Below are 24,528 nucleotides of genomic sequence, written 5' to 3'. Positions count from 1 at the left end.
TTCAGCGCTGCCGGTATCGCTTCCTGCTGTTCTGGAAGAGCCGACGCACAGATTGTGTTTGGCGGGCCGCGTGGCCGGGTTCAGCGCCCGACCGCGTCGAGGAATTGCTGCCAGCCGGCCGCCAGGCGGACACCGGGGGCGCGAAAGGCATGCAGCGGAATGGGGTTGAAGCCCTGGCTGACCATAAGGCCCAGTTCCGGCGTTTCCCCCAGGCTCAGGGCTGCGACCTGCTGGCCCAGATAGGTCGAGAGCGCCACGCCCCCGCCGTTGTAGCCAACGGCATAGAACTGGCCGTCGTCCAGCTGACCGGCGTGGGGCAGATAGTCCAGGGTCATGGCGACCAGGCCGGACCAGCGATAATCGATGCGTGCTTCGGCAAGCAGCGGAAACACCGTGCCCAGACTGCGCTGCAGATCGCGAAAGGCGGCTTCGGAGTCGGTGCTGCCAAAGGCGCCACGGCCGCCGAAGATCAGGCGGTTCCCGACCAGGCGGAACCAGCGCAGCATCCTTTTGGTATCGCCGCAGACCTGTCCGCCCGGCAGGATCCGGGCAAGGACATCCGGCGCCAGCGGTTCGGTGGCGATGATCGCGCTGCGGAAGGGAATCAGCCGCCGATGCAAGGTGGCGGTCGCCGCCGTCTGGTTGGAGTAGCCGTTGGTGGCATAGATCACCTGTCGAGCCAGCAGGCTACCGGTTGGGGTACGCAGGCGAAAACCGCCCTGTTCCCGCTGTACCGACGCGACCGGACTGTGCTCGAAGAGCCCGACCTGGCGCTCGACCAGGGTCCGCGCCAGCCCCCGTGCGTAGTTGAGCGGATGGATGCCGCCGGCTTTGGGCGTCAGCAGGCCACCATGGTAGAGGTCCGATCCCGTCAGTTCACGGACCTGCTCGCGGGAGATGATGACCGAAGAGGCACCACCGGTCTCCCGACTGATCCACTCGGCGGTGCTCCGCAGGCCGGCCAGCGCGCGCTCGGTATGGGCAGCGGCGATGTGCCCGCAGAGCTTCAGCTCGGCCTCGTGCAGCCCCAGCCGTTCGATGTTTTCCGCCAGCGCATCGATGGCGACATAGCCGAGACGGTACATCTGCAGGGCGGCCTCACGACCGTGCCGGGCCATCATCCCGGCGAAGCTGAAGCGGAACTTGGGCGATACCACGCCACCGTTACGGCCGCTGGCGCCCCAGCCCAGGCTGTTCGCCTCCAGCACCACAGGCTCCTGGCCGGCCTGCACCAGGTGATAGGCCGCCGCCAGCCCGGTGAACCCTCCACCGACGATGGCCACATCGCAGCGGTGGTCGCCCTGGAGCGCGGGCAAGGTCGGCGCTGGTAGCGCAGTGGCGTTCCAGAGGGAATCGGGAGTCATCAGGGCGTCCGCCAGCGAGGGTTATGGCCGTGCTCAGGCCGATTGGCTGAGCAGCTCGGCGTCGACGGCGTCAGCCAGTTCCGCCAGCGAACGAAAATGATGGGTCGGCTCGGTGCGTTCGGACTCGAGGGTGCCACCAGAACCCTGCTTGTCGAAGCGCCGTTCGATCCAGCAGGTCGGATAGCCCAGGCGCATGGCGACACCGATGTCGTGGTATTGGCTCTGGGCGGTGTGGATGATGTCCTCGAAGCGGATGCCGTCGGTCGACAGCGCCCCCCGCACGAAGGCGAAGTACTGCGGATCGGGCTTTTCGTAGCGCGAGTCATCGATGGTGAATTCGTGATCGAAGGGGTTTTCCAGGGTCTTGGCCATGAAGTCCAGGGCCCAGCGCTGGGCATTGGTCATGGCCACCAGCTTGAAATGCTTGCGCAGGCGCTTGAGGGCTTCGACCGAATCCGGGAACGCCGGCCAGTTCCTGACCGACTGCGCCAGCCCTCGGGCGTGATCCTCGCTGTCCGGCAGCCCGAGTTGCGCCGCCATGAGGTGATAGCAGCGCTCCAGGTCGTCCGGGAACCAGCCTGCATCCTTCTTGGCCCGGGCATAGCGGTATGCCTGAAGAATGTCGTCATCGCCGTGCGCCTTGCCGGCTTCTCCACTGACCTGCCGCACGTGATTGAGGATGCCGGCTTCGAAATCGATGAGCGTGCCGACGACGTCGAAGGTCATGGCTTTGAACGGGCGGAAGGACATGGGTGAAGGCTCCGGGGTCTGAAGTGTCTTCAGTATCCTCGCCCTCACTCGCCAGAAGTTTCGTTTTGGCGCGAGGGCAGAAAACAATCGGCCGTTTGCGGGCGCTCGCTCGTCTTAATGTAGGGTGAACCTGATCGCGCCCTGGGGCAGCGCGCACGCCCTGAGTGACTTCCGCGCCTGGCGCAGACAGATCCGTTCCCGACGATGAGACTCACTCATGTCACCTTGAGCGACGGGCGCTATCCAGCACCCGGCCTGGCTGCTATTCATGGCGCCTGACAGCGCGCCGGCGCCCGAGCCGCGGCACCCTTTCCCGGATGACAGACACACGATGCCCACGCCTTATACCGACCGCTACGACCTGCCACTGTCCACCTCTTCAGCCCTCGCCGCCGACCGCTATCGGGATGGCGTCGATCTGCTGCTGTCGCTTTGGCCGGGGGCATCGGAAGCCTTGGACGAGGCGATCGCCGCTGACCCCGACTTCGCCCTGGCCCACGCCGCCCGGGCACGCCTGCAATTGATCGACAACCAGGCAGGTGCAGCACGGGATGCCATCGCCCTGGCACAGCGGTTGGTGGAGCGACGCGGCACACCGCGTGAGCGCAGCCATGTGCAGGTCCTGCAGCGGCTGATCGCCGGCGAATCCGCCCAGGCGCTGCAAGGCGCGCTGGCGCATGCCAACCGCTGGCCGCGGGACATCCTGATCCTGGGCCTGCCCCTGGGAGCCTTTGGCCTGCTGGCATTTTCCGGACGCGCCGATCATGACCAGGCGCGGGTCGACCTCTGTGAACGCCATGCCCGCCAGTTCGCCGCGGATGACTGGTGGTTCCTGACCTACCGCGGCTGGTCACTTGGCGAGAACGGCGACGTGGTGCGGGGCCGACAGATGACCGAGCGGGCGCTGGAGCTACGGCGACACAACGTCAACGCGGCCCATGCCCTGACCCATGTCCTGCATGAATCCGGTGACAGCCAGGCCGCGGAAGCCCTGATCGCCGGCTGGCTGCCCGAGTATCCCCGGCACGGTACCCTGCATGGCCATATCGCCTGGCATGGTGCGCTGGTGGCGCTGGAACGGGGCGACAGCCAGGGTGCGCTGGATCTCTATCAGCGGTTCGTAGCACCGGCGGCGTCCACCGCCGGCCCACTCAATCGGGTCAGTGACAACGCATCCTTTCTCTGGCGCCTCGGCCTCTATGGCCACGAGGTACCAGCGGGCCTCTGGCAGGCCACGGCCACCAGCGCGACCGGACTGTTCCAGCAGCCTGGCCTGGCTTTCGCCGACATCCATATGGCCCTGATCGCCGCGGCAACCGGTGATCGCAAGGCGGTGCAGGAGCGGGTTGCCGGACTCGAAACCCGCCTACGCGCCGGCAACCTGCCAGCCGGTCCGGTCGCACCCCTGCTCTGCCGCGCCCTGCTGGCCTTCGCCGACGAGGACTATGAGGGCTGCGCACGGCTGCTGGAGCCGTTGCGCACGGATGTCGCCCGCATCGGGGGCAGTGGCGCCCAGCGCGAAGTCATCGAAGACACCCTGCTGGTCGCCCTGCTACGTGGGGGCGACCACACCAGGGCCGGCGCGCTGCTGGACGAGCGCCTGCACCGACGGCCTTCACAGCGGGACCGGCGCTGGCAGGCCAGCCTGGCGCTTTGAAGAAAACGCTCAGGCGTGAGTCAGATACCAGCGCCAGTCCTGCTCTCCTACCTCGGCCATGAACTGCCGGTACTCGGCACGCTTGATGGCGAGATACACCTCGATGAACCGGTCCCCCAGCGCCTCCTTGATCCATGCAGAGCGTTCCAGCGCCTGCAGCGCGGTGAGCCAATCGGTGGGCAGGAAGTCGGTGGCCTGCTCGTAGCCGTTGCCAACGATGGCCGGTCCGGGGTCGCGCCCGTCGCGGATACCTTCGTGGATAGCCGCCAGGATCGCTGCGGCGGCCAGATAGGGATTGGCATCGGCGCCACAGATACGGTGCTCGATATGGCGGCTGCTGGCCGGACCACCCGGTACGCGCAGGGAGACGCTGCGATTGTTCACGCCCCAACTCTTGGCCAGGGGCGCGTAGCTGTTGGCCTGAAAGCGCCGGTAGGAATTCGCGTTGGGGCAGAAGATCGCCAGCGAATCCAGCATCCGGTGCAGCATGCCGCCGATGGAATGCCGCAGCAGCGGCGTACCGTGCGGGTCTTCGCTGGCATAGAGGCTGTTGCCCTCGGCATCGGCCAGACTGACGTGCAGGTGCAGGCCACTGCCGGCCTGGTCACCGAAGGGCTTGGCCATGAAGCAGGCCTGCAGCCCATGGCGGTTGGCCACGCCCTTGACCAGGCGCTTGTAGCGAATGCCTTCGTCGATGGCCTGGAGGGCATCGACGCGGTGCAGCAGAGTCAGTTCGAGCTGGCCGGGGGCGTATTCGGAGATGGCCGTACGCACCGGCAGCCCCTGCACTTCGCAGGCGGCATAGAGGTCGTCGAGAAAAGGCTGCAACTGTTCCAGTTCATAGACGCCATAGACCTGCGGTGAACCCGGCCGCACGCCGTTCATCTGGACGGCCGGTTGCGGACGGCCCTGGGCATCGCGGGCGCGGTCGAGCAGATAGAATTCCAGCTCCACCGCCATCACCGGCTGGTAGCCGTCGGCCTGCAGACGCTCGATCACCCGCACCAGCGCATGGCGCGGATCGGCAGGCGTCGCCGGCAGGCCCTGGGTCGGGTGCATGCTCACCTGCACCTGGCCGGTCGGGGTGCTGCGCCAGGGTTGCAGGGTCAGGCTGCCGGGCAGTGGATAGGTCCAGCAATCGACGTCGGCCACTTCCCAGATCAGGCCGGTGGCTTCGACGTCTTCGCCCTGCAGGGTCAGCGCCAGGATGGAGCTGGGCAGCGGGCGACCCTGCTCGTAGATGGCCAGCAGTTCGTCGCGGTGCAGCAGCTTGCCGCGCGGCACACCATTGGCGTCGATCAGGATGAGTTCGATGCTGCGCACCTCGGGGTGCGCAGCGAGAAAGTCCCGAGCTTCCTGGGCGTCGGCGAATTTCATGGCTGCACCTCGCGGGCGCCTGGCAGCGCCAGCAGTTCGGCAAGCCCCTGGTCGAGGGTGGCGAGCAGCAGATCGACGTCTGCGGGCGCCAGGTCCGGGCAGCACAGGGTCATGTTGTGAAACGGCGTGATGAGGATGCCGCGGTTGATCAGGTAGAGATGCAGCGCCTGTTGCAGACTGTCGTGGAAGGCCGCCTCGGCCTCCGCACCGGTACGGGGCGGTGTGGCGCAAAACTGGAATTCGCAACGCGCGCCCAGTTCGGTGACCGACCAGGCAAGACCATGGCGGGCGATCACCGCGCGCAGGCCGGCGGCGAGTCGCGCCGCCAGCGGTAGCATCCGCGCATAGGCGGCCGGGGTCATCACCTCTTCGAGGCAGACACGCAGGCAGCGCATAGCCAGGGCATTGGCCGACAAGGTGGTCCCCATACCGCTGTGCCCATGGCCGTGGCTGGTCTCGCTGGCATGCTGCTGCGCCAGGCGCATCGCCTGGGCCATCTCGTGGCTGCAGCCATAGGCCGCACAGGGCACGCCCCCGGCGATGGGCTTGCCGAAGGTGATGAAATCCGGTTCCAGATTCCAGGCGCGGGTGCAGCCGCCAGGGCCGGTGGACAGGGTATGGGTCTCGTCGATGATCAGCAGGGTGCCGTACTGGCGGGTCAGGGCCCGCACCCGATCCATGAAGCCCGGTTCAGGCAGCACCATGCCGATGTTGGTCATGGCCGGCTCGCACAGCAGCGCGGCGACGTCGCCCTTCACCAGCGCTGCCTCCAGCGCTGCGAGGTCGTTGAAGGGCACGGCCCGGCTGGTCTCGGCCAGGTTGTGCGCCTGACCAATCAGGCCGCCACGGTGCACGGTGCGGCCATCCTGGTGGCGCACCATCACGTCGTCGACGGTGCCGTGGTAGCAGCCGTCGAACACCAGCAGCATCTTGCGATTGGTAATGGCGCGCGCCCAGCGGATGACATAGCGGTTGGCATCGGTGGCCGTGGTCGCCACCTGCCAGAACGGCAGGCCGAAGCGCTCGGCGAGCAGTTCCCCGGCAACGACCGCATCCTCGCCCGGCAACATGGTCGTTAGGCCACGCGCGCCCTGCTCGGCCAGAGCGCGCGCGATGGGCTCGGGCGAGTGGCCGAACATGCTGCCGGTATCGCCCAGGCAGAAGTCGACGTAGTCGTGACCGTCGACGTCATGGAAACGCGAACCCTGGGCATGGCTGACGAACAACGCGCTGGGCATCGACCAGTCGCTCATCCAGTGCATGGGTACGCCGCCGAACAGCGACTGCCGGGCCCGCTCGGCCAGGGCGAGGGATTGGGGGTTGCGCGCAAGAAAGCGTTCGCGCTCGCGCGCGGCGAAGGTCTCGACGGCCGCTTCGCTGATGCCACTGGTAGTCATGTCGGATTCCTCTTGAGGTGAAGGGCGGATCGGCCCGGGCTCAGTGCCCGGCCGAGACGCCACAATCGATGGCCATGTCGGCGCCGGTGATGGAGCGGGCGGCGGGTTGGCAGAGAAAGAAGGCCAGCTCGGCGACTTCCTCGGGCTGGATGAAGCGCGCCTGCTCGCCTTGCGGATACTTGGCCAGGAGGTCCTGCAGGTAGCCGGCCGGATCGCCTTCGCCATAGCGCTCGGCCTGGAAACTCAGCATGGGCGTCGCCACGTCCCCAGGCGAGACGCTGTTGCAGCGCACCCCGCTGGGCGCCAGGTCCAGCGCCAGGGCCTTGGTCATCAGGGTCACCGCGCCCTTGCTGGCGCAGTAGACCGCGGCGTTGCGATTGCCCTGGCGGCCGGCATCGCTGCTGAGGTTGACGATGGCACCGCGCGTTTCGCGCAGGGCGGGAATGGCGGCAGCGCAGAGAAAGAAGCTGGCCTTGAGATTGACGTCCAGCACCAGGTCGAAGTCTTCCTCGCTGAAGGTCTCGGCCGGGCCCTCGCGCCAGACACCGGCACAGTTGACCAGGGCATCCAGGCGCCCCAATGTCGCCGCGGCGGCCACCACCTCGCGGGCCGCGCCGGTCCGGCGCAGATCGGCGGCGTGGTAGCCGGCCAGCCTGCCATCGGCCTGTAGCGCGGCCAGCGCGGCGTCATCGAGATCGGTGCCGAAGACCTGCCAGCCCGCTTGCAGGAAATGCTCGCGCACCGCACCACCGATGCCACCCAGTACCCCACTGATGAGTACGACCGGCTGCATGTCAGGCCCCCTTGTTTTCAATGCGGCTGTTGCCGCCGTCCACCACCAGGTATTCCCCGGTGATGTAGCTCGCTTCGGGTGAGGCCAGAAAGGCCACCGCCGCGGCGACCTCGGCGGGGCGACCGGCGCGACCCACGGGGACCCGCGTCGCCGCCTGCAATTCTTCCGGCAGACTGGAGGCGGTCTCGATCCAGCCGGGCGCCACGGCATTGACCGTGATGCCCTGCCCGGCCACCTCCAGCGCCAGGCTCATGTTCATGCCGACCATGGCGGCCTTGGCCGCGCTGTAGGCCGCTGCCTGCGGAATGCCCGCCCGGGTGCCGGTGGCGGAACTGACGTGGACGATGCGGCCATAGCCGCGCGCCTGCATGCCGGGCAATACGGCACGGGTCAGCAGGAAGGCCGTGGTCAGGTTGCGCGTCAGGGTCAGATTCCAGTCGGCCAGGGTCATCCGCGCCACCTCCACCAGGGGCTCGGGACTGCCCTGCATGGTCATGCCGGCGTTGTTGACCAGGATGTCGATGCGGCCCCAGCGGGCCTCGGCCCACTGACCGAAATCCCTGACCGCCGCCTCTTCGGTAAGGTCGAGTGCCCGCCCCTCCACCGTGAAACCGGCAGCGCGCAATTCCTCCACCCGTTCGGCGATCCGGGCACTACTGGCAGTGACGATCAGGTGTGCCCCCGCCGCGCCCAGGCGGCGGGCGATCGCCATGCCGATGCCGGATTCACTGCCGGCACCACTGATCAGGGCCACCTGGCCCGCCATCGACTCGCTCATGTCGCTGTCTCCGTTGTGGTCTGACTGGACTCTAAGCCTGTCTGGCTGATACAAAAAGACGATCGTTATCAGTGAAATTGACAACCATGGCCTTTACCAGCGAAACGCTTCGGGTCTTTCTCGCCGTGATCGACGAGGGCTCGTTTTCCGCGGCTGCCCGCGTCCTGGGGCGGGTGCCATCAGCGGTGAACATGGCGATCTCCCAGCTGGAAGCCGAGCTGGACCTGGTGCTGTTCGACCGCGCCACCCGCAAGGCCCTGCCCACCGCTGCCGCCCGCGCCCTGGAACCCCAGGCGCGGCAGGTTGCCAGTCAGCTGAATCTGCTCGATGCCCACGCTCTGCAGTTGCACGCAGGCCTGGAGCGGCGCTTCGTGCTGGTGATGGCGCCCGAGTTGCAGACCGGCGCCTGGAGCCGGCCACTCGCCACCCTGGCCGAGGAGTTTCCGGCACTGGAGATCGAGATCCGCTCGGCGGCGCGCGCCGAGGCGATCCGGCTGCTGCACGAGGGCAGCGTCGACATGGCGCTGATCTTCGAGCGTCCGGGGATCGACGAGCACGAGGGCTTCGCCGAGGCGGGCAGCCAGTTGCTCACGGCGGTCGCAGCGCCCGGCTATCCCTCGACTCGCGCGGGCCGACCACTAGGTGAGACGCTCATGGCCGATACCCGCCAAATCGTGGTGGCCGGCGGCGACCGCAACGCCTCGGACCCGCAGATCGTGCTGTCGCAGCGGGTCTGGCTGACCGACAGCTACCTGGCCACCCTCGACCTGGTCCAGGCCGGCCTGGGCTGGGCCTATCTGCCCCACCCGCTGGTACGCCCCCTGATCGCCGCCGGCCTGCTCGAACCGGTCGGCTTCGACAACATGGCCAGCCAGATCCGTCGCTGGATCGACGTCATCTGGATCAAGAACCGCCCCCAGGGCCTGGGAGCACGGCGCTATCTGCAGCTGTTGCGCGAGCAGATCGGGACCAAGCCGGAGTAGCCTGCCCCGCTGCCTAGGCCTCCCGGGGCCTGATCAGCGGGCAGTTGGAGCAGTATTCCGCCGGCGTCGTCGCCTGGTAGTAGAAGCAGCAGGTACGCCGAAAGCGAACCGCGCGGCCCGCGCTATTGACGGTCGCGGAGCGGCGGAACTGCGCCAGCGGATTGGTCTCCAGCCCCAGCTCGCTCGGCGAGGCGGCCAGCAGCCAGGCGAAGTCCTCGGCGCAGCGGGCGCGGATCGCGGGATCGGCCAGCTCGGTGAGGCGGCGGTCGTACAGCGCGTAGAGCCGCACCGCGGCATTCTCCCAGAGGATGCGTGGCGAGACGCGGCCGACCCGCGCCAGGGTTTCCCAAAGCGGTCGCAGTAGGTCGCCGAACAGGGTGCGGGCCAGCAACGCCCGTGCGGTGGCGTGATCGTCGAGGGCGGGCAGCGGCCGGGTATCGATCAGCGGCAGCATCGCTCGCCAGCGGCCCTGGGCATGGCCGTCCTCGATCCAGACATTGCCAGGCGTCAGGTCCAGGCGCCGGTCATAGGCCGACAGGGCATGGAAGGCTACCCCCGTGGTGAGAAAGCCCAGCCGCTTGGTCAGCAGCGATGCCGCGACCCGTCGCGTGGGGGCTTCCATCCGCACGGCCAGGTCGTCGAGCAGCTCGGCGCAGCGCGCGGCGTCCAGCCAGGCGGCGACCGGCTGGCTGTGCAGCGCGTCGCGCTCACTGGCTTCGCGCAGGCCGAAGGTGGCACGCAGCTCGTCCCGCGCCGCGCTATCCAGGGTCGGCCTCAGGCACATGGCGGCACCTCGCGGCCGAAGGGAATGCACAGCGGCGTGCCGAAATAGGGATCGGCGATGATCCGACACTCCAGTGCGAACACCTCGCGTACCAGGGCTTCCGTCAATACCTCCGCAGGTGCGCCCTGAGCGAAGGCACGGCGTTGGTGGACGGCGACCAGGTGATCGGCGTAGCGGCAGGCGAGATTGAGGTCGTGCAGCACCATGACGATGGTCTTGCCCTCCTCCCGGTTCAGCTGGCGCAGCAGATCCAGCACCTCGATCTGGTGCGCCAGGTCCAGGTAGGTGGTGGGCTCGTCCAGCAACAGGCAGTCAGTGTCCTGGGCCAGGGTCAGGGCAATCCAGGCGCGCTGGCGCTGACCGCCGGAGAGATCGTCCACCGGCCGTTCCGCCAGGTCCAGCAGGTCGGTGAGGCGCAGCGCCTTGTCCACCGCCGCGGCATCCTCCGCCGACCATTGGCGCATCCAATTCTGGTACGGATAGCGGCCCAGGCTGACCAGCTGCCGCACGCTGATGCCCTCGGGAGCCACCGGGATCTGCGGCAGGACCGCCAGTTGCCGAGCCAGCGCCGCGGTGGACTGCCGATGAATGTCCTGGCCATCGAGCAGGACCTGGCCCCGGCGCGGCTCCAGCAGGCGGGCGCAGGCCTTGAGCAAGGTGCTCTTGCCGGACCCGTTGCTGCCGATCAGGACCGAGACGCGTCCCGGCGGTAGTTCGAGGTCGAGATCCTCGATGATGGTCTGGGTGCCATAGCCGAGGGTCAGGGCACGGCTGGCCAGGGTTGCCATGAGGACTCCTTCAGGGACGCTGCCGGATCAGCAGGTAGAGGAAAAAGGGCGCCCCCAGGGCGGCGACGAAGATGCCAGCCGGCAGATCCAGAGGCAGGAACAGGGTACGACCCAGCAGGTCGGCGAGCATGACCAGCACGGCGCCCACCAGGGTCGCCATGCAGGCCTGACCGGCGAAGCCACCCGGGACCAGGCGGCGTGCGATGTGAGGCGCGATGAGGCCGACGAAGGCGATGGCACCGCCCCAGGCGATGGCCACCCCGGCCAGGGCCACGGCCAGCGCCAGCAAGGCTGCACGTTGCCGCTGCAGGCGTGCGCCGAGGCCGCGGGCCAGGTCGTCGTCGAGCTGCGCCAGCATGGCGTGCCGTGCCAGGGCAGCCAGTGGCAGCAGCAGGGCCAGCCACCAGAGCGCCAGGGCGCGGACCTCTGGCCAGCTGGCGCCATAGACACTGCCGGTCAGCCAGACGTAGGCGGACAGCGTGGTGGTCAGCGGACTGAATACCAGCAGGAAGGTAGTGGCCGCGGCGAGCATGGTCGACACCCCTACCCCCACCAGCACCAGGCGTAGCGGTGAGGCGCCATGATTCCAGGCCAGGCCGTAGACCAGCAGCGCCGCAAGGCCCGCGCCGAGCATGGCCGCCAGTGGCAGGCCCGTGGGCCCGGAGCTACCCGCCAGCAGGGCCAGATAGCACACCGCCCCGGCACTGGCGCCGCTGGTGATGCCCAGCAGGTCCGGTGAGGCCAGGGGATTGCGTACCTGGCCCTGCAGCAGCAGGCCGGACAGCGCCAGGGCGCTTCCGACCAGGGCTGCCAGCAGCGCACGCGGCAGGCGTAGCTGGGTGACGATAAAGCCCAGGCCACCGTGGTGTGCGTCGCTCAACGCGGCGAACACCTGAGTCGGCGCCAGCCAGACCTTGCCCAGGCACAGGCACAGCAGCAACACGACCAGAGCCACCGACAGTGCAGCGGCTAGCCGTCCCAGGATGGCCGGGGCCAGGCGCCGGGAAAAATGGCCGAGCCGCCAGACGCGTTCAGCGGCCATGGCGACCTCCCTGGCGGGCGAGATGGATAAAGAAGGGCCCGCCGAACAGGGCGGTCATGATGCCCACGGGCACCTCCTGAGGCAGGATTACCACCCGCGCCAGACTGTCGGCCAGCACCAGCAACAGAGCCCCGCCCAGGGCACAGCCCGGGATCAGCCAGCGATGCTCATGGCGCGATCGCGCCAACAGACCGCGTACCAGATGCGGCACCATCAGGCCGATGAAGCCGATATTGCCGGCCAGGGCCACGGCGCTTCCGGCCAGGCAGATCACCAGCACCCCGGCCAGCAGCCGGATCAGGCCGATGGGCTGCCCCAGGCCTCGGGCCAGGTCGTCGCCGGCGACCAGCACATCGAGCTGGCCGGCAAGTGTCCACGCAGCGACCAGGGCCAGCAGGCCGAACACCAGCAACGGTGTGGCGGCGGCGAGATTGCGCTCGCCCACCGAGCCGGCCAGCCAGAACAGGACGCTGTCCAACCCCTCCTGGTTGATCACCAGCAGTGCCTGGCTGAAGGCGGTGAACAGCGCCGCCAGGGCCGCGCCAGCCAGCACGATGCGCAGCGGCGTCAGGCGTGCCTGGCCCCTGTTGCCCAGCGTCCACACCAGCGTTCCCGCCAACGTCGCGCCCAGCAGTGCGCTGAGCATCCAGCTTTCGGCGCTGGACAGCCCCAGCACGGTGATCCCCAACACCAACGCAAAGGTGGCACCGGCGTTGATGCCGAACAGTCCCGGCGAGGCCAGGGGATTGCGCGTCATGGCCTGCATCAGGGCCCCGGCCACCGCCAGGTTGGCGCCCACTACCAGGGCGATCAGCAGCCGCGTCAGGCGCGTGGTGTTGACCAGGGTGGCGTCCAGCGCGAACGACGCATCCTGCACCACGGCCGCCACCACGCTGCCGGGCGCGATCCAGCGGGCGCCGACCGAGAGGCTCAGCCAGGCGGTAAGCACCAGTGCCAGCGCCAGCAACAGCAGTCGCAAAGGCGCGGTCATGCGGCCTCCTTGGAAGCCAGCACGCGCTCGATGTCGTCCAGCAGTAGATTGGCCGCGAGGATACCGCCGCCCAGGCTCCAGGCGACGCCATCGACCCGCCAGACCTGCCCGCGCCGGGGCGCGCTCAGACGCTGCCAGAGTGGGTGCTCGATCAGGCTCGCATAGTTGCGCTGTGACGCCTGGTCCGCACGCAGGAAGACGAAGAAGACGTCGGCCTCCACCACCGGCAGGCTTTCCCGGGAGGTCAGCTTGATCGAGGGCGCGGCGCTGCCCTGGCTGGCTGCCGGCCAGGCAAAGCCCAGCTCACTGAGTACCCGTCCAGCGAAGCTGTCGGGCAGGTAGCTGCGCAAGTGATCGGCGCGCACGTCCAGCACCGCCACCGTTGGCGGCCACTGAGCCTCGTAGTGCCGCTGCAGCGCGCCGCGCAGGCTGGCGATGCGCGCCTGCCAGGCGTGCAGCAAGGCCGTGGCGGCCGGCTCGCGCCCCACGGCCGTGCCCAGGGCCAGCAGCGTCTGCTTGAACTCGAAGACTTCCTCCAGCATCACCACCGGACAGAGCCGCTGCAGCAGCGGCGCGATCCGGCCATGGCGAAAGCGCGAGGCGATGATCAGATCCGGCGCCAGCAGCGCCAGGTCCTCCAGGCTCGGCTGGGTTTCGAGGCCCAGCGAGGGCACACCGGCCAGCGCCGGGCGCAGGTAGCGATAGACGGGTTTCTCGCTCCAGGACTCGACCACCCCGCAGGGCCTGAGCCCCAGGGCCACGGTGCTGTCGGTGGCGCCCTGGAACAGCGTCGCCACGCGAGCCGGCTGGGTAGCCGCCATGGCTGGGCCCAAGGCGGCGCCGGCGACGAGCCCACCCCAGCACCTGAGCAGGTGGCGACGGGTCAGACCGGAGCCGCCAGGAATGCGCAACGCCAAGGCCGTCAGAACGCCAGGCTGGTCGAGAACACCAGCGTGCGTGGCGTGGAAATCGTCAGGCCCGGCTCGGCATCGTCCGGGGCACCCGCCGAGGCCCAGTAGCGCTCGTTCATCACGTTCTCCACCGAGGCGCGCAGGGTGACGCGGGTAGCGTCGACCTTGAAGGCATAACGTGCGCCCACGTCGAAGCGGTGCCAGGCATCGATTTCCTTGCTGTTGGCCTGGTCCAGGTACTGGGAGCTGGTGTAGATCCCGCGACCGGTCAGGGTCAAGCCGGGCACCGCCGGGATATCCAGTTCGGCGCCGAGGTTGGCATTGAGCTTGGGCGTGGCCGGGGCGCGATTGCCGTCGAAGGTGCCACCCACGGTGCCCTTCAGTTCGCTGTCGATGTACATCAGGCCGCCAAGCACGCGGAAGCCCTGCAGCGGCTCGCCGAACACGCTCAGCTCCGCCCCATCGTTGATTCGCTTGCCATTGGGGCCGAAGACCCGGCTGGTGGCGTTGGTCTCGTAGGCGGGCTGCTTGATGCGGAAGGCGCTGGCCGTGACGGCGACGGCGCCGAAGTCATACTTGGCGCCCACTTCCGCCTGGCGGCTGATGAAGGGCGGGAAGATCTCGTCCTCGTTGATCGAGCTCGAGGGAGCGATCTTGCCCTGACTCAGGCCTTCCATGTAGTTGGCATAGAGCGACAGTTTCTCGGTGGCTTTGAACAGCACGCCGGCCGAGGGCGAGACCTTTTCCTCGTCGTAGGCGGTGTCCTGCTTCACGCCGTCGGACCAGTCGTCCACCTTCACCCGCTGCCAACGAGCGCCGACGGTGACTAGCAAACGATCATCGAAGAAGCCCAGGGTATCGGCCAGGGCCACACCGCTGAAACGGTTCTCGGTGTAGTCCTCACCATCGGAGCGGGTCTGCACGCCTGGCGGCGGCAGGTCGCGGGGGCTGTAGAGGTTGCTCGTGCCCGTGGCATAGCGTCCGCCGCCGTTCTCGAAGTCCATGTAGAAGTAGTCGGCGCTGACGTTGAGCTCGTGGCTGACCGGTCCGGTCTGCAGCCACTTGCGCGCACCGATGTTGGCCGTACGTACATTCTCGTCGCGGGTGAAGTCGCGCGGCTGGACGGTGAAGTCGCCGGCATCGTTGGTGAGGGAGACGTTGTGGCGCAGGAAATCATGATCGCTGCGGCGCGCCCCCACGGCGCCGTAGACCATCAGCGACTCGTCCACGTCGAATTCGCCGCGCAAGGCACCGAAGGTGTCCTTGGTCTGGGCGCGGGTCCAGCGCTGGGCATAGTTGTGGCGCACGTCGTCGGCATCGGGCACCCGGGCATTGGCGCCTACCAGCACCCGTTCCTGGGGCGCGTCGGTATCACGTTCGGTGTGGCCCAGGTCCAGCCCCAGGCGCAGGCGTTCCACGCGGTAATCCAGGCCGAGCACACCCATCTGGCGGTCGACGTGCTGGTGATCCCAGGTGGTGTCGCCGGCCTGCTTGACGCCGTTGAAGCGCATCCCGAAGCGATTGTCCTCGCCGAAGCGACGGCCGATGTCCACGGCCCCACCCACCTGGCTATCGGAGGCATAGCTGCCGGTGAATTCGGTGATGGGCTGGTCGGTGGCGCGCTTGGGCACCACGTTGATGCCGCCGCCGACACTGCCGCGGGGGGAGATGCCATAGAGCAGCTGGCTCGGCCCCTTGAGGATGTCGACCCGCTCGGCCATCTCCAGGTCGATGGAATAGGTCGGCAGCACGCCATAGAGGCCGTTGTAGGCCACGTCGCTGTTGTAGAGGCTGAGACCGCGGATCGTGAATTGCTCGAAGCGCCCACCGGAAGGATTGGTGGAACGTACCGAGGGATCGCTGGCGATCAGATCGGTAAGGGTGCGCGCCTGCTGATTCTGTACGGTCTGGGTGGTGTAGGCCGTCTGGCTGAAGGGCGTGTCCATGAAATCGCGCTTGCCCAGCAACCCCTGGGAGCCTTGGCGTGAGACCTGGCCGCCGGCGTAGGGGGCTTCGTCGGCTTGGAGGCTGGTGGCGACGATGGAAGTGCTGGCCAGCTCCTGGACGCCACTCTCCGGCGGCGCCGGCGCCAGGGTGAAGTCCCGCTCGCCCAGCGGCTGCAGCCGCAGCCCCGAGCCGGCGAGCAGGCGGCTGAAGCCCTCCTCCACGCCGTAGTTGCCATCGAGGCCGGCGCTGGCGCGATTGCTCACCAGCCCCGGATCCACGGCCAGGTTGACGCCGGACTCCGCGGCGAAGCGCGTCAGCGCCTGGGCGAGGCTGCCCGCCGGTATCTCATAGTGGCGCCGGGCAGCCTCTTGCGCCCAGACCGACCCGGCCCACCAGGGGGTACCGCTCAACGCTACCAGCAAGCCCGTGCGCAGCAACGGACGCCATACCAACGCCACCATCGAATCCCCCTCCTGTTGTTTGTCCTATGCCGGTAATGACCGACGAGCGCGTAAAAGGGGACAGGCTTTTTTCAGGCGGTGGTCGAGCGCGGCACTAGGGTGACCCAGAAGCGGGTCCGCCACTGCACGTCCACCGGCAGGGTGGCGGCCAGCAGCGCCAGGACGCGGTCGGTATCGGCGAGCTGGAAACTGCCGGTCACTCGCAGATCGGCTACCGCCGGGTCCCAGCGCAGCAGGCCGAAGCGATAACGGCTGAATTCCTCCAGGAACTCACCGAGCGGCTGGTCCTGGGCGATCAGCACGCCCTGGCGCCAGCTCAGCACGGTCGCGGCGAAGGGCTCGATGGCACCGACGCCCAGGGCGCTCAGACGCAGCTGCCGGCCCTCTCCCAGCTCCAGGCGAGGCCCCGCCAGCGGCTGGATATCCACGCTGCCGCTGACGACGCGCACGTCGCACCCCTCGTCATGCCGCTGCACGCAGACCTCGGCCTGGCGCAGCGTCACCGCGCCGAAGCCGGTATCCAGGGTCATGGGGAGGGCGCCGGGCACCTGCAACGAGGCTTCGCCGCGGATCAGCCGCAGGTAGCGGCGTGTCTCATCCAAGTCGACGGCGGTCGCGGTATTGAGTTGCAGCAGGCTACCGTCGGCCAGGGTCAGGCTGCGGTGTTCACCGGTAGCGGTGCTGACGGCGGCGGTCCAGGCGTCCAGCGGCAGCTCGCGCATCAGCCACCATCCGGTCGGGATCACCACCGCCAGGCCAAGCAGCTGACGCAAGGCCGTGCGGCGACCGCGATCGGCTGGCCGCAGACTGGCCATGGCCAGCCGCGAGGGCACCGTGGCGAAGCGTTGTTGCAGCGTCAGCGCCGCCTGCCAGGCGCGCTCGTGCTCGGCATCGGCTTCGCGCCACTCCTGCAAGAGCTCCTGTTCCCGCGCAGTGGCTTCACCCGACTCCAGCAGCGCCAACCAACCAGCCGCTTCGCGGATGGCCGTCCGCCGGCGGTCCTGGGGGTCGCTCAGCACAATTCGGCCAGCAGGCAGTGCTCGTAGGCCTGCGCCATGTATCTCTTGATGGTGCGCTCGGAGACCTGCAGTTGGTCGGCGATCTCGCGATAGGTCAGGCCTTCGAGCTGGCTGAGCAGAAAGGCCTGGCGCACCGCGGATGGCAGGCCGTCGAGCAGTTCGTCCAGGGCTTGCAGGGTCTCCAGCAACACCCAGCGCTGCTCGGGTGACGGGGCGCAGGCCTCGGGCAATTCCGCCAGGGCATTGAGATAGGCCTGCTCCAGGCTGCGCCGACGCTGGAAATTGATCAGCAGGCGTTTGCCAATGGTCAGCAGATAGGCACGGGGTTCTTGCAGCTCGGCCACTACCTGGGGATTGCGCAGCAGCCGCAGGAAGGCTTCCTGGCTGAGGTCGGCGGCATCCCACTCACTGCCCAGCCGCCGACGCAACCAGGCCTGCAGCCAACCGCTGTGGTCGCGATAGAACGCCTGGAGGGTGCGCGAGGACTCGAGAGCCATATCACTCATGCCGGCTGCTACCTGATGATGCCTAGATGATATTGATTCTACTTTACAGGCACTGGCATCGACCAGTCCCGGGCGCTCTATCGTGCGCACGGGCTCAGGTAAAAGGCTCGAACGGCGAGGGTTAGTCTCGTGCCGCGGGCTCGGGCGCCAGCGGCGAGAGGTCCACGGACCGGCAATAGTCCATGAACAGCCGGGTCGCCTTGGTAGGCTCGTTGTTGCGCAGGTAGGCCATGATGAAGGTCGAGGCCGGCATGTCGTCATGGATGTTCACCTGCGCCAGGCGCTTGCCGTCGTAGGTAAGGTCAGTGGTCGGCCGAGTGACCAGCACCGAGAAGCCCAGGCCCTGCCCCACCATGCAGCGCACCATCTCGATGGAGGGTGAACTGTAGGCCACTGTGGGGTGGTAGCCCTTCTCCTTGAAGATGTCGATGAAGTAATTGCGGCTGGGTACCACGTCCAGCAGGATCATGGGCTCACGACTCAGCTCCTTGAGCGTCACCGCCTTCTTGTGTGCCAGCGGGTGGGCAATGGGCAGCAAGGCGTAGGGCTTGTGCGGCGCGTTGAGCTTTTCCTTGGTGATGGAGTCGCCCAGCTCCAGGTCATACAGAAACACCAGGTCGAAACGGCCGCGATGTACCCCATGCATCAGCTCGTGCTGTTCGCCGTCCTGCAGCTGGATGGTGATTTCCGGATAGAGCCGCTTGAAGCCGGCGACCAGCCTGGGCAGATAGAGCGGCGCTGCGGATTCGAAACAACCGATGGCCACCGTGCCCGAGACCATCTCGTTTTCTGCCCGGGCGTTCTGCTCCAGTTCCTGGGAAAGCCGCAACAATTGCTTGGCCTTCTCATAGAGCCGACGCCCGCTGGCCGTCAGGGAAACACCCTGAGCGTGATGGCGAATGAATAACTTCTGCTCGAAACTTTCTTCGAGATTCTTGATGGCCACGGATATCGACGGCTGCGATATATGGAGTTGCCGCGCCGCCTCGACAATGCTGTCTTCCTCGACCACTGCCACGAAGTAACGAAGTTGTCTCAGCGTAAAATGCGTCACATATCGCCTATAGGAAAAAACAGTGCAGAGAATGGTTCTGCATAGCCTCTACCCTTGAAGCGAAAGCTGTGCCAGCCATCCGACATTCTGCTCAAACAACGGCCAAATGCCTGTATAGCCAGCGAATCCTGCCCGCTATTAACTCCCGACCCTTCCGCAAGACTGCACCAAAATCCCGCATTAGCGCCCTGAATGACGGCGCCTTGCCCTGTATCGGGGCATATGAATCAGAGGCTTAAAAAAGCGGTTTTTCTGTATAGGCAAGTCCTATACAAAGGCCCGTAATTTGTTAATTGACGATAAGTCCACTGACTGCCAATTCTGTAATTACCGCTACAGCGCGCCTCTTCGGGCACGCACTTTCAATGAATGGCAACGGGTCTTTCGACGATGACTTTTGACTGGAACTACATGTTCGGCCTTATCGGCGACACTCAATTCTGGCTGGCAACCTGGACGGTCATCAAGCTCAGCACTCTCACCTGGATCATCAGCATCGCGCTGGGCTTCTTCATCGCCCTGGCCAAGCAATCCCGGCTGCCCGCACTCAGCCTGCCAGCGCGGGGCTACATCTGGTTCTTTCGCAGCGTGCCGCTGCTGGTGCTGCTGATCTTCATCTACAACCTGCCCCAGGCGCTGCCGGCCACCTCGGTGGTACTGGCCGACCCTTTCTGGGCCGGGCTCATCGGCCTGGTGATCAGCGAGACGGCCTATGTCGCCGAGATCCACCGTGGCGGCCTGTTGTCGATTCCCAAGGGCCAGGGTGAGGCGGCGCGAGCCCTGGGTCTGCGTTTTCTTGGCACCCAGTGGCGCATCGTCATCCCCCAGGCACTGCGGGTGGCCCTGCCCTCGCTGGCCAACGAATACATCTCCATCGTCAAGCTCAGCTCCCTGGTGTCGGTGATCTCCCTCACCGAGATCCTCATGGTCGGCCAGCGCCTCTATTCGCAGAATTTCCTGGTCATGGAAACCATGGTGGCGGTGGCCTTCTACTACGTGCTGATCGTCACCCTGTTCGACTTCCTGCTCAAACGCCTGGAGCGCTTCCTCGACGTTACCCAGCGCAAGGTGGTGCGTACCCCCGACGCCCAGGTGCTTGCCCTGGCCACCCAGGCCTCGACCGCCAGCGCCAAGCCGCAATGGGACGCCACCACCCCGGCGCTGCAGGCCGCGCGCCTGCACAAGGCCTATAACGACGTCGAGGTGTTGGGCTCGGTCAATCTGCGCATCCACCCAGGCGAGGTGGTCTCGGTGATCGGCCCCTCGGGTTCGGGGAAGACCACGCTGATCCGCTTGCTCAATGGATTGGAGCAACTGGATAACGGTGAGATCCGCATCAACGGCCAGCCCTTTCTTCACCTGCACAAGGACGGCGCCCAGAAACCGCGCTTCATTGAGAACAGCGAGCATCGCCTGGACATCGGCATGGTGTTCCAGAGCTTCAACCTCTTTCCCCACCTGACGGTGCTGGACAACCTGCTGCTCGCACCGCGCTATCACCGCCTGGATACCGTAGCTGCCCTGCGGCAGCAGGCCTACGCCCTGCTGCACAAGGTCGGGATGCTCGACCACGCCTGGAAGTATCCGCACCAGCTCTCTGGCGGTCAGCAGCAGCGGGTGGCCATCGCCCGGGCGCTGATGATGCGGCCGCAGATCATGCTCTTCGACGAGCCCACCTCGGCGCTGGACCCGGAAAAGGTCAACGAGGTGTTGCAGGTGATCGAGGCCCTGGCCCAGGAGGGCATCACCATGGTGATCGTCACCCACGAGATGAACTTCGCCTTCAAGGTCTCGGATCGCATCGTGTTCATGGAAAAGGGCCGCGTGGTCTGCGACGACGCGCCCGAGGTACTACGTAACGGCCAGCACCCGCGCGTCGAGGCCTTCCTCAAGGACGTGTCCCTGGCTTGACCCCACCCCTGGCTTTCGGAGAAACGACATGATCGAACAAGCGCAACTGGACCAGTTCCACAGAGACGGCTACCTGGTGGTCGAGAACCTGCTGTCGGCCGAGGAGATCGCCGCCCTGCAGGCCGACTTCGATCTCTGGGTCGAAGACAGCCGCAGCCATGCCGAGGCCTGGGGCGAGACCCAGGATGGTCGGGCTCGCTTCGACGTGGAGCTGGACCATCGGCCCGACCACCCATCCCTGCGCCGGGTCAGCTCGCCCACAGAAATCTCCGCGACCTATCGCCAGGTCGCTCTTTCCTCGCGGATGGCGCAGGTCGCCGCCCAACTGATCGGCGGCAACGGCACCCGCTTTCACCACAGCAAGATCAATTCGAAGTTGCCCCATACCGCCACCCAAGTGAAATGGCACCAGGACTTTCTGTTCACCCCGCACAGCAACGACGACGTGGTCACCGCGCTGCTGATGGTGAGCGAGGTCACGCCGGAGAATGGCCCGCTTACCGTCATTCCCGGCAGCCACCAGGGTCCGCTGTGGTCGCACTGGCAGGACGGTCGCTTCAGCGGCGCCGTCGATGACGGGGTGGTCGCCGAGCACTGCGGCCAGCCGACCGCCTGCTTCGGGCCGGCCGGTTCGGTGTGCTTCATGCACACCCGCCTGCTGCATGCCTCCAGCCCCAACCAAACCGAACTGCCGCGCACCCTGTTCATCAGCGTCTATGCCGCCGAGGACGCCCTGCCCTTCGGCGAGAACCCGCTGCCCAGCGAACACGCCGGCGTCCTGGTGGCCGGTCAGGAAAGCGGTCTGGTGCGCAGCGTGGCCAACAGCGTGCGCCTGCCACAGAAGCCGCGCGGCGCCTCCTTCTTCGTCCAGCAGGCCGGGCTCGACCAGGCCGCCGGTTGATCCTTCCTATCCGTCACGGAGCATCGCCATGCACAGCTTCAGCGTCTCGATTCGCCCTCTCGCCGCCACCCTGCTGGGCGCTGCCATCGCCCTGGCCTCGACCGCCGCCGGGGCCTTCCAACAGCCAGGCAAGCTCATCGCCGGTTCCGACCTGACCTTCTTCCCCTACGAATACGTGCAGGACAACAAGCCGGCAGGCTTCGACATCGAATTCGTCGAGGGATTGGCCAAGGTCATGGGCCGCTCCGTGGAGACGCTCGACACCCGCTTCCCCAACCTCATCACCGGACTGCAGGGGGGACGCTTCGACATCACCAACTCCTCGATGTACATCACTGCGGAGCGCTTGAAGGTGATCGACATGATCCCCTACCTCAAGAGCGGAGAATCGATCATCTCGCTAAAGGGCAGCAGCTATCAGCCCAAGAAGCCGGAGGACTTCTGTGGCCACAAGATCGGCTCCATGGGCGCCACCTCCTGGCTGCAGCAGTTGCACAAGCTGTCGGACGAGTACTGCGTGAAGAACGGCCTTAAGCCCATCGCGGTGAGCGAGTACGGCACCGATCCCCAGACCACCCAGGCGCTGCTGTCCAAGGCCGTGGAGGCGCAGATCACCGACGCCGCCGTGGCCCGTGGCCTGGTGGAAAAACTCGGCAATCGCGTGGTGATCTCCTCGGACACCCTGATCTACCCAGTGCTCAACGGCTTCGGCGTGAAGAAGGGCAACGACGAGGTCAGGACCGCCCTGGTGGACGCGCTCAAGCAATACAGCGCCACTCCCGAATACGCCGCGCTGCTGGAGAAATACAACTTCCAGGCGCCCACCGAGGCGGATATCGCCACCCTGATGCCCAAGCCCTGAGCCTTACGGAGTCACCACCATGGCACTTTCTCACGAGGAACGGCTGCGTATCGATCTGGCCGCGACCTTTCGCGTCATCGCCCACCTCGGCATGCACGAGGCCGTCGCCAACCACTTCAGCGCGGCCGTCTCGCCAGATGGCAAGCAGTTCCTGATCAACCCCAAGTGGAAGCACTTCTCGCGCATCCGCGCCAGTGACCTGCTGCTGCTCGACGCGGACGATCCGCAGGGCGCCGAGCGGCCTGACGTGGACACCACGGCCTGGTCGATCCATGGGCAGATCCATCGACGACTGCCGGAGGCCCGGGTGGTGCTACACCTGCACCCGGTCTACACCACGGCGGTGGCCTGCCTGGCCAAGCCTGAGGTGCCGCCCATCGACCAGAACACCGCACGCTACTTCAACCGCCTGGCGGTGGACGAGCTCTATGGCGGCATGGCCGACACCGAGGCCGAGGGCGCGCGCCTAGCCGGTCTGCTCGACGGCAAGCAGCGGCTGTTGATGGGCAACCACGGCGTCATGGTGATCGCCCCCACCATCGGCCAGGCCTTCGACGACATCTGGACCCTGGAGCGGGCCTGCCAGATCCTGGTCACCGCCTGGTCCACCGGTCAGCCGCTCAAGGTGCTCTCCGATGCGGTCGCCGAGAAGACCGCGCGGGCCTGGGAAGGCATCACCGACTTCTCCGAGCAGCACTTCGCCGAGATGAAAGAACTGATGGTCCAGCAGGACCCATCCGTGCTGGATTGATCGCCGCGGAGCCTCCGCTCCGCCTTCCTACTGCTTAGATGACGGCCGCACCCTGCGGAGCGGCCGAAGGGTACCCTCATGTCCACATTACCGACCACGATCGACACCCTGGTGATAGGCGCCGGCCAAGCCGGGATCGCCATGAGCGAACACCTGGGGCGGCTCGGCATCGAGCACCTGGTGCTGGAAAAGAACCGCATCGCCGAAGCCTGGCGCACCGGCCGCTGGGACTCCCTGGTGGCCAACGGCCCGGCCTGGCATGACCGCTTCCCCGGCCTGGAATTCGACACGCCGCCGGATGGTTTTCCTGGCAAGGACGAAATCGCCGCCTACTTCGAGACCTATGCCCGGCAGATCGACGCGCCCATCCGCACCGGTGTCGCCGTCACCCGGGTGACCCGCCAGGCCGGCCAGGCTGGCTTTCTGGTGGAAACCTCAACCGGCAGCCTGAACGCCCAGCGTGTGGTGGTGGCCACCGGTCCCTTCCAGAAGCCGGTGATCCCGGCCATCGCACCAACAAACGAGAGCCTCTACCAGATCCACTCCGCCCATTATTTCAATCCGCAACAATTGCCCGAGGGCGCGGTGCTGGTGGTGGGCGCCGGCTCCTCCGGGGTGCAGATCGCCGAGGAATTGCTGCGCGCCGGCAAGCGCGTCTATCTCTCCGTAGGCCCCCATGACCGGCCGCCGCGGGCCTATCGCGGCCGCGACTTCTGCTGGTGGCTGGGCGTGCTCGGCCTGTGGGACACCGAGACCATGCAGCCGGGTCGCGAGCACGTGACCATCGCCGTGAGCGGCGCCCGCGGCGGCCATACCGTGGACTTCCGCCGCCTGGCCCAGGCCGGCATGACCCTGGTGGGCCTCACCGACGTCTTCGTCGACGACGTGGTGCGCTTCCGCCCGGACCTCAACAGGAATCTCGACGCCGGCGACGCCAACTACCTGGCCCTGCTCGACGCCGCTGACGCCTATGCCGCGCGCCATGGCCTGGACCTGCCCGAAGAGCCCGCGGCCCGCGAACGAGTGGCGGACGCCGCCTGCATCCGCGAACCGCTCAAGGAGCTGGACCTGAAGGCCGCGGGCGTCAGCGCGGTGATCTGGGCAACCGGCTATGCCACCGACTTCAGCTGGCTGCAGGTGGACACCTTCGGCGAGAACGGCAAGCCCAGGCACCAGCGCGGGGTCGGCGCCGAGCCGGGCATCTATTTCGTCGGGCTGCCCTGGCTCAGTCGCCGCGGCTCGGCCTTCATCTGGGGCTGCTGGCACGACGCCCGCCATGTGGCCGACCAGATCGCCATCCAGCGCCGCTACCAGGACTACCGCCCGAGCGAAACCGCCGGTGCGCCGATGCAGCACTCACGCAGCGCCTGATACCCACCCCTATAGGGCGCGTAGGTTGGGTTGAGCGCCAGCGAAGCCCAACATGATCGAGATCAAAATCCACCGTGTTGGGCTTCGACGATGGAGCCATCTCAGCCCAACCTACTTCGAAAAAAGGAGC

At 66.9% G+C, this 24,528-nt stretch carries 22 protein-coding genes; 7 read left to right on the top strand and 15 right to left on the bottom strand.

Annotated elements, in window-relative coordinates; translation table 11 throughout:
• Window positions 1–80: 80 nt before the first annotated feature.
• Both APT59_RS10755 and APT59_RS10750 read right to left on the bottom strand, forming a co-directional pair.
• Window positions 81–1,364 (bottom strand): NAD(P)/FAD-dependent oxidoreductase, encoded by a 1,284-nt coding sequence (locus tag APT59_RS10755; RefSeq protein WP_059314841.1) that lies wholly within the window; start codon window positions 1,362–1,364, stop codon window positions 81–83.
• Window positions 1,365–1,397: 33 nt separating this feature from the next.
• The gene (locus tag APT59_RS10750; RefSeq protein ID WP_059314840.1) at window positions 1,398–2,114 is read right to left on the bottom strand and encodes an HAD-IA family hydrolase; all 717 of its coding nucleotides are present in this window, start codon (window positions 2,112–2,114) and stop codon (window positions 1,398–1,400) included.
• Between the two features lie 331 nt (window positions 2,115–2,445).
• On the opposite strand from APT59_RS10750, the gene APT59_RS10745 reads away from it, so the two are divergent.
• Window positions 2,446–3,771 carry a tetratricopeptide repeat protein gene (locus APT59_RS10745; RefSeq protein WP_059314839.1) on the top strand — a complete coding sequence of 442 codons (1,326 nt, stop codon included), beginning with the start codon at window positions 2,446–2,448 and terminating at the stop codon, window positions 3,769–3,771.
• 9 nt (window positions 3,772–3,780) lie between these two features.
• Here the strand turns inward: APT59_RS10745 and APT59_RS10740 are convergent, their stop codons facing one another.
• The 4 genes from APT59_RS10740 to APT59_RS10725 are packed head-to-tail and all read right to left on the bottom strand — an operon-like array spanning window position 3,781 to window position 8,116.
• Window positions 3,781–5,148 (bottom strand): glutamine synthetase family protein, encoded by a 1,368-nt coding sequence (locus APT59_RS10740; RefSeq protein WP_059314838.1) that lies wholly within the window; start codon window positions 5,146–5,148, stop codon window positions 3,781–3,783.
• Window positions 5,145–6,545 (bottom strand): aspartate aminotransferase family protein, encoded by a 1,401-nt coding sequence (locus APT59_RS10735; RefSeq protein ID WP_059314837.1) that lies wholly within the window; start codon window positions 6,543–6,545, stop codon window positions 5,145–5,147. Before APT59_RS10735 ends, APT59_RS10740 begins: the two co-directional genes overlap by 4 nt.
• Window positions 6,546–6,585: 40 nt before the next feature.
• Window positions 6,586–7,338: an SDR family NAD(P)-dependent oxidoreductase gene (locus APT59_RS10730; protein ID WP_059314836.1), complete on the bottom strand. Its 753-nt coding sequence runs from the start codon at window positions 7,336–7,338 to the stop codon at window positions 6,586–6,588.
• A gap of 1 nt (window position 7,339) precedes the next feature.
• Window positions 7,340–8,116: an SDR family NAD(P)-dependent oxidoreductase gene (locus APT59_RS10725; protein WP_059314835.1), complete on the bottom strand. Its 777-nt coding sequence runs from the start codon at window positions 8,114–8,116 to the stop codon at window positions 7,340–7,342.
• An 86-nt stretch (window positions 8,117–8,202) separates the two neighbouring features.
• Between APT59_RS10725 and APT59_RS10720 the strand changes: the two genes are divergently transcribed.
• Window positions 8,203–9,099 (top strand): LysR family transcriptional regulator, encoded by an 897-nt coding sequence (locus APT59_RS10720; protein ID WP_059314834.1) that lies wholly within the window; start codon window positions 8,203–8,205, stop codon window positions 9,097–9,099.
• Between the two features lie 13 nt (window positions 9,100–9,112).
• Here the strand turns inward: APT59_RS10720 and APT59_RS10715 are convergent, their stop codons facing one another.
• The 9 genes from APT59_RS10715 to APT59_RS10675 form a co-directional block, all read right to left on the bottom strand.
• A complete protein-coding gene (locus APT59_RS10715; protein WP_059314833.1) occupies window positions 9,113–9,883 on the bottom strand; it encodes an IucA/IucC family C-terminal-domain containing protein in 771 nt (256 codons plus the stop codon).
• Complete coding sequence (locus tag APT59_RS10710; RefSeq protein ID WP_059314832.1) at window positions 9,874–10,671, bottom strand: ABC transporter ATP-binding protein; 798 nt, start codon at window positions 10,669–10,671, stop codon at window positions 9,874–9,876. Before APT59_RS10710 ends, APT59_RS10715 begins: the two co-directional genes overlap by 10 nt.
• A gap of 10 nt (window positions 10,672–10,681) precedes the next feature.
• On the bottom strand, window positions 10,682–11,713 hold the full coding sequence (locus APT59_RS10705) for a FecCD family ABC transporter permease (protein ID WP_059314831.1): 1,032 nt from the start codon (window positions 11,711–11,713) through the stop codon (window positions 10,682–10,684).
• Complete coding sequence (locus tag APT59_RS10700; protein WP_059314830.1) at window positions 11,703–12,704, bottom strand: FecCD family ABC transporter permease; 1,002 nt, start codon at window positions 12,702–12,704, stop codon at window positions 11,703–11,705. Before APT59_RS10700 ends, APT59_RS10705 begins: the two co-directional genes overlap by 11 nt.
• Window positions 12,701–13,621, bottom strand: coding sequence for an ABC transporter substrate-binding protein (locus APT59_RS10695; protein WP_420480502.1), 921 nt, complete (start codon window positions 13,619–13,621; stop codon window positions 12,701–12,703). Before APT59_RS10695 ends, APT59_RS10700 begins: the two co-directional genes overlap by 4 nt.
• Window positions 13,622–13,626: 5 nt before the next feature.
• Window positions 13,627–16,023 carry a TonB-dependent receptor gene (locus APT59_RS10690; protein ID WP_059314828.1) on the bottom strand — a complete coding sequence of 799 codons (2,397 nt, stop codon included), beginning with the start codon at window positions 16,021–16,023 and terminating at the stop codon, window positions 13,627–13,629.
• Between the two features lie 71 nt (window positions 16,024–16,094).
• Window positions 16,095–17,045, bottom strand: coding sequence for a FecR domain-containing protein (locus APT59_RS10685; protein WP_420480516.1), 951 nt, complete (start codon window positions 17,043–17,045; stop codon window positions 16,095–16,097).
• Window positions 17,036–17,548: a sigma-70 family RNA polymerase sigma factor gene (locus APT59_RS10680; RefSeq protein ID WP_059314826.1), complete on the bottom strand. Its 513-nt coding sequence runs from the start codon at window positions 17,546–17,548 to the stop codon at window positions 17,036–17,038. The genes APT59_RS10685 and APT59_RS10680 overlap by 10 nt, the downstream gene beginning before the upstream one ends.
• A 121-nt stretch (window positions 17,549–17,669) precedes the next feature.
• Window positions 17,670–18,602: a LysR family transcriptional regulator gene (locus APT59_RS10675; protein WP_059314825.1), complete on the bottom strand. Its 933-nt coding sequence runs from the start codon at window positions 18,600–18,602 to the stop codon at window positions 17,670–17,672.
• A gap of 390 nt (window positions 18,603–18,992) precedes the next feature.
• On the opposite strand from APT59_RS10675, the gene APT59_RS10670 reads away from it, so the two are divergent.
• The 5 genes from APT59_RS10670 to APT59_RS10650 all read left to right on the top strand — a co-directional run bounded on the left by APT59_RS10670 (window position 18,993) and on the right by APT59_RS10650 (window position 24,398).
• A complete protein-coding gene (locus APT59_RS10670; RefSeq protein WP_059314824.1) occupies window positions 18,993–20,513 on the top strand; it encodes an amino acid ABC transporter permease/ATP-binding protein in 1,521 nt (506 codons plus the stop codon).
• A 28-nt stretch (window positions 20,514–20,541) separates the two neighbouring features.
• A complete protein-coding gene (locus APT59_RS10665; protein WP_059314823.1) occupies window positions 20,542–21,414 on the top strand; it encodes a phytanoyl-CoA dioxygenase family protein in 873 nt (290 codons plus the stop codon).
• Window positions 21,415–21,442: 28 nt separating this feature from the next.
• Window positions 21,443–22,276 carry an ABC transporter substrate-binding protein gene (locus APT59_RS10660; protein WP_059314822.1) on the top strand — a complete coding sequence of 278 codons (834 nt, stop codon included), beginning with the start codon at window positions 21,443–21,445 and terminating at the stop codon, window positions 22,274–22,276.
• A gap of 19 nt (window positions 22,277–22,295) precedes the next feature.
• Window positions 22,296–23,027, top strand: a complete 732-nt coding sequence (locus APT59_RS10655) for a class II aldolase and adducin N-terminal domain-containing protein (protein WP_059314821.1) — start codon at window positions 22,296–22,298, stop codon at window positions 23,025–23,027.
• A 78-nt stretch (window positions 23,028–23,105) separates the two neighbouring features.
• Complete coding sequence (locus tag APT59_RS10650; RefSeq protein WP_059314820.1) at window positions 23,106–24,398, top strand: flavin-containing monooxygenase; 1,293 nt, start codon at window positions 23,106–23,108, stop codon at window positions 24,396–24,398.
• The last annotated feature ends 130 nt before the right edge of the window (window positions 24,399–24,528 follow it).

The sequence above is a fragment of the Pseudomonas oryzihabitans genome, from assembly GCF_001518815.1.
Lineage (GTDB): Bacteria > Pseudomonadota > Gammaproteobacteria > Pseudomonadales > Pseudomonadaceae > Chryseomonas > Chryseomonas oryzihabitans_E.
Note: the sequence above shows the minus strand (reverse complement) of the source record. Positions and strands in the feature narration are given on the sequence as shown.

Bases quoted from the DNA above. Each gene is read 5' to 3' on its own strand.
- APT59_RS10650 (WP_059314820.1), top strand. From the start codon at position 23,106: ATGTCCACATTACCGACCACGATCGACACCCTGGTGATAGGCGCCGGC.
- APT59_RS10715 (WP_059314833.1), bottom strand. From the start codon at position 9,883: ATGTGCCTGAGGCCGACCCTGGATAGCGCGGCGCGGGACGAGCTGCGT.
- APT59_RS10740 (WP_059314838.1), bottom strand. From the start codon at position 5,148: ATGAAATTCGCCGACGCCCAGGAAGCTCGGGACTTTCTCGCTGCGCAC.
- APT59_RS10720 (WP_059314834.1), top strand. From the start codon at position 8,203: ATGGCCTTTACCAGCGAAACGCTTCGGGTCTTTCTCGCCGTGATCGAC.
- APT59_RS10705 (WP_059314831.1), bottom strand. From the start codon at position 11,713: ATGGCCGCTGAACGCGTCTGGCGGCTCGGCCATTTTTCCCGGCGCCTG.
- APT59_RS10725 (WP_059314835.1), bottom strand. From the start codon at position 8,116: ATGAGCGAGTCGATGGCGGGCCAGGTGGCCCTGATCAGTGGTGCCGGC.
- APT59_RS10660 (WP_059314822.1), top strand. From the start codon at position 21,443: ATGCACAGCTTCAGCGTCTCGATTCGCCCTCTCGCCGCCACCCTGCTG.
- APT59_RS10655 (WP_059314821.1), top strand. From the start codon at position 22,296: ATGGCACTTTCTCACGAGGAACGGCTGCGTATCGATCTGGCCGCGACC.
- APT59_RS10700 (WP_059314830.1), bottom strand. From the start codon at position 12,704: ATGACCGCGCCTTTGCGACTGCTGTTGCTGGCGCTGGCACTGGTGCTT.
- APT59_RS10680 (WP_059314826.1), bottom strand. From the start codon at position 17,548: ATGAGTGATATGGCTCTCGAGTCCTCGCGCACCCTCCAGGCGTTCTAT.
- APT59_RS10670 (WP_059314824.1), top strand. From the start codon at position 18,993: ATGACTTTTGACTGGAACTACATGTTCGGCCTTATCGGCGACACTCAA.
- APT59_RS10735 (WP_059314837.1), bottom strand. From the start codon at position 6,545: ATGACTACCAGTGGCATCAGCGAAGCGGCCGTCGAGACCTTCGCCGCG.
- APT59_RS10745 (WP_059314839.1), top strand. From the start codon at position 2,446: ATGCCCACGCCTTATACCGACCGCTACGACCTGCCACTGTCCACCTCT.
- APT59_RS10690 (WP_059314828.1), bottom strand. From the start codon at position 16,023: ATGGTGGCGTTGGTATGGCGTCCGTTGCTGCGCACGGGCTTGCTGGTA.
- APT59_RS10750 (WP_059314840.1), bottom strand. From the start codon at position 2,114: ATGTCCTTCCGCCCGTTCAAAGCCATGACCTTCGACGTCGTCGGCACG.
- APT59_RS10665 (WP_059314823.1), top strand. From the start codon at position 20,542: ATGATCGAACAAGCGCAACTGGACCAGTTCCACAGAGACGGCTACCTG.
- APT59_RS10710 (WP_059314832.1), bottom strand. From the start codon at position 10,671: ATGGCAACCCTGGCCAGCCGTGCCCTGACCCTCGGCTATGGCACCCAG.
- APT59_RS10730 (WP_059314836.1), bottom strand. From the start codon at position 7,338: ATGCAGCCGGTCGTACTCATCAGTGGGGTACTGGGTGGCATCGGTGGT.
- APT59_RS10755 (WP_059314841.1), bottom strand. From the start codon at position 1,364: ATGACTCCCGATTCCCTCTGGAACGCCACTGCGCTACCAGCGCCGACC.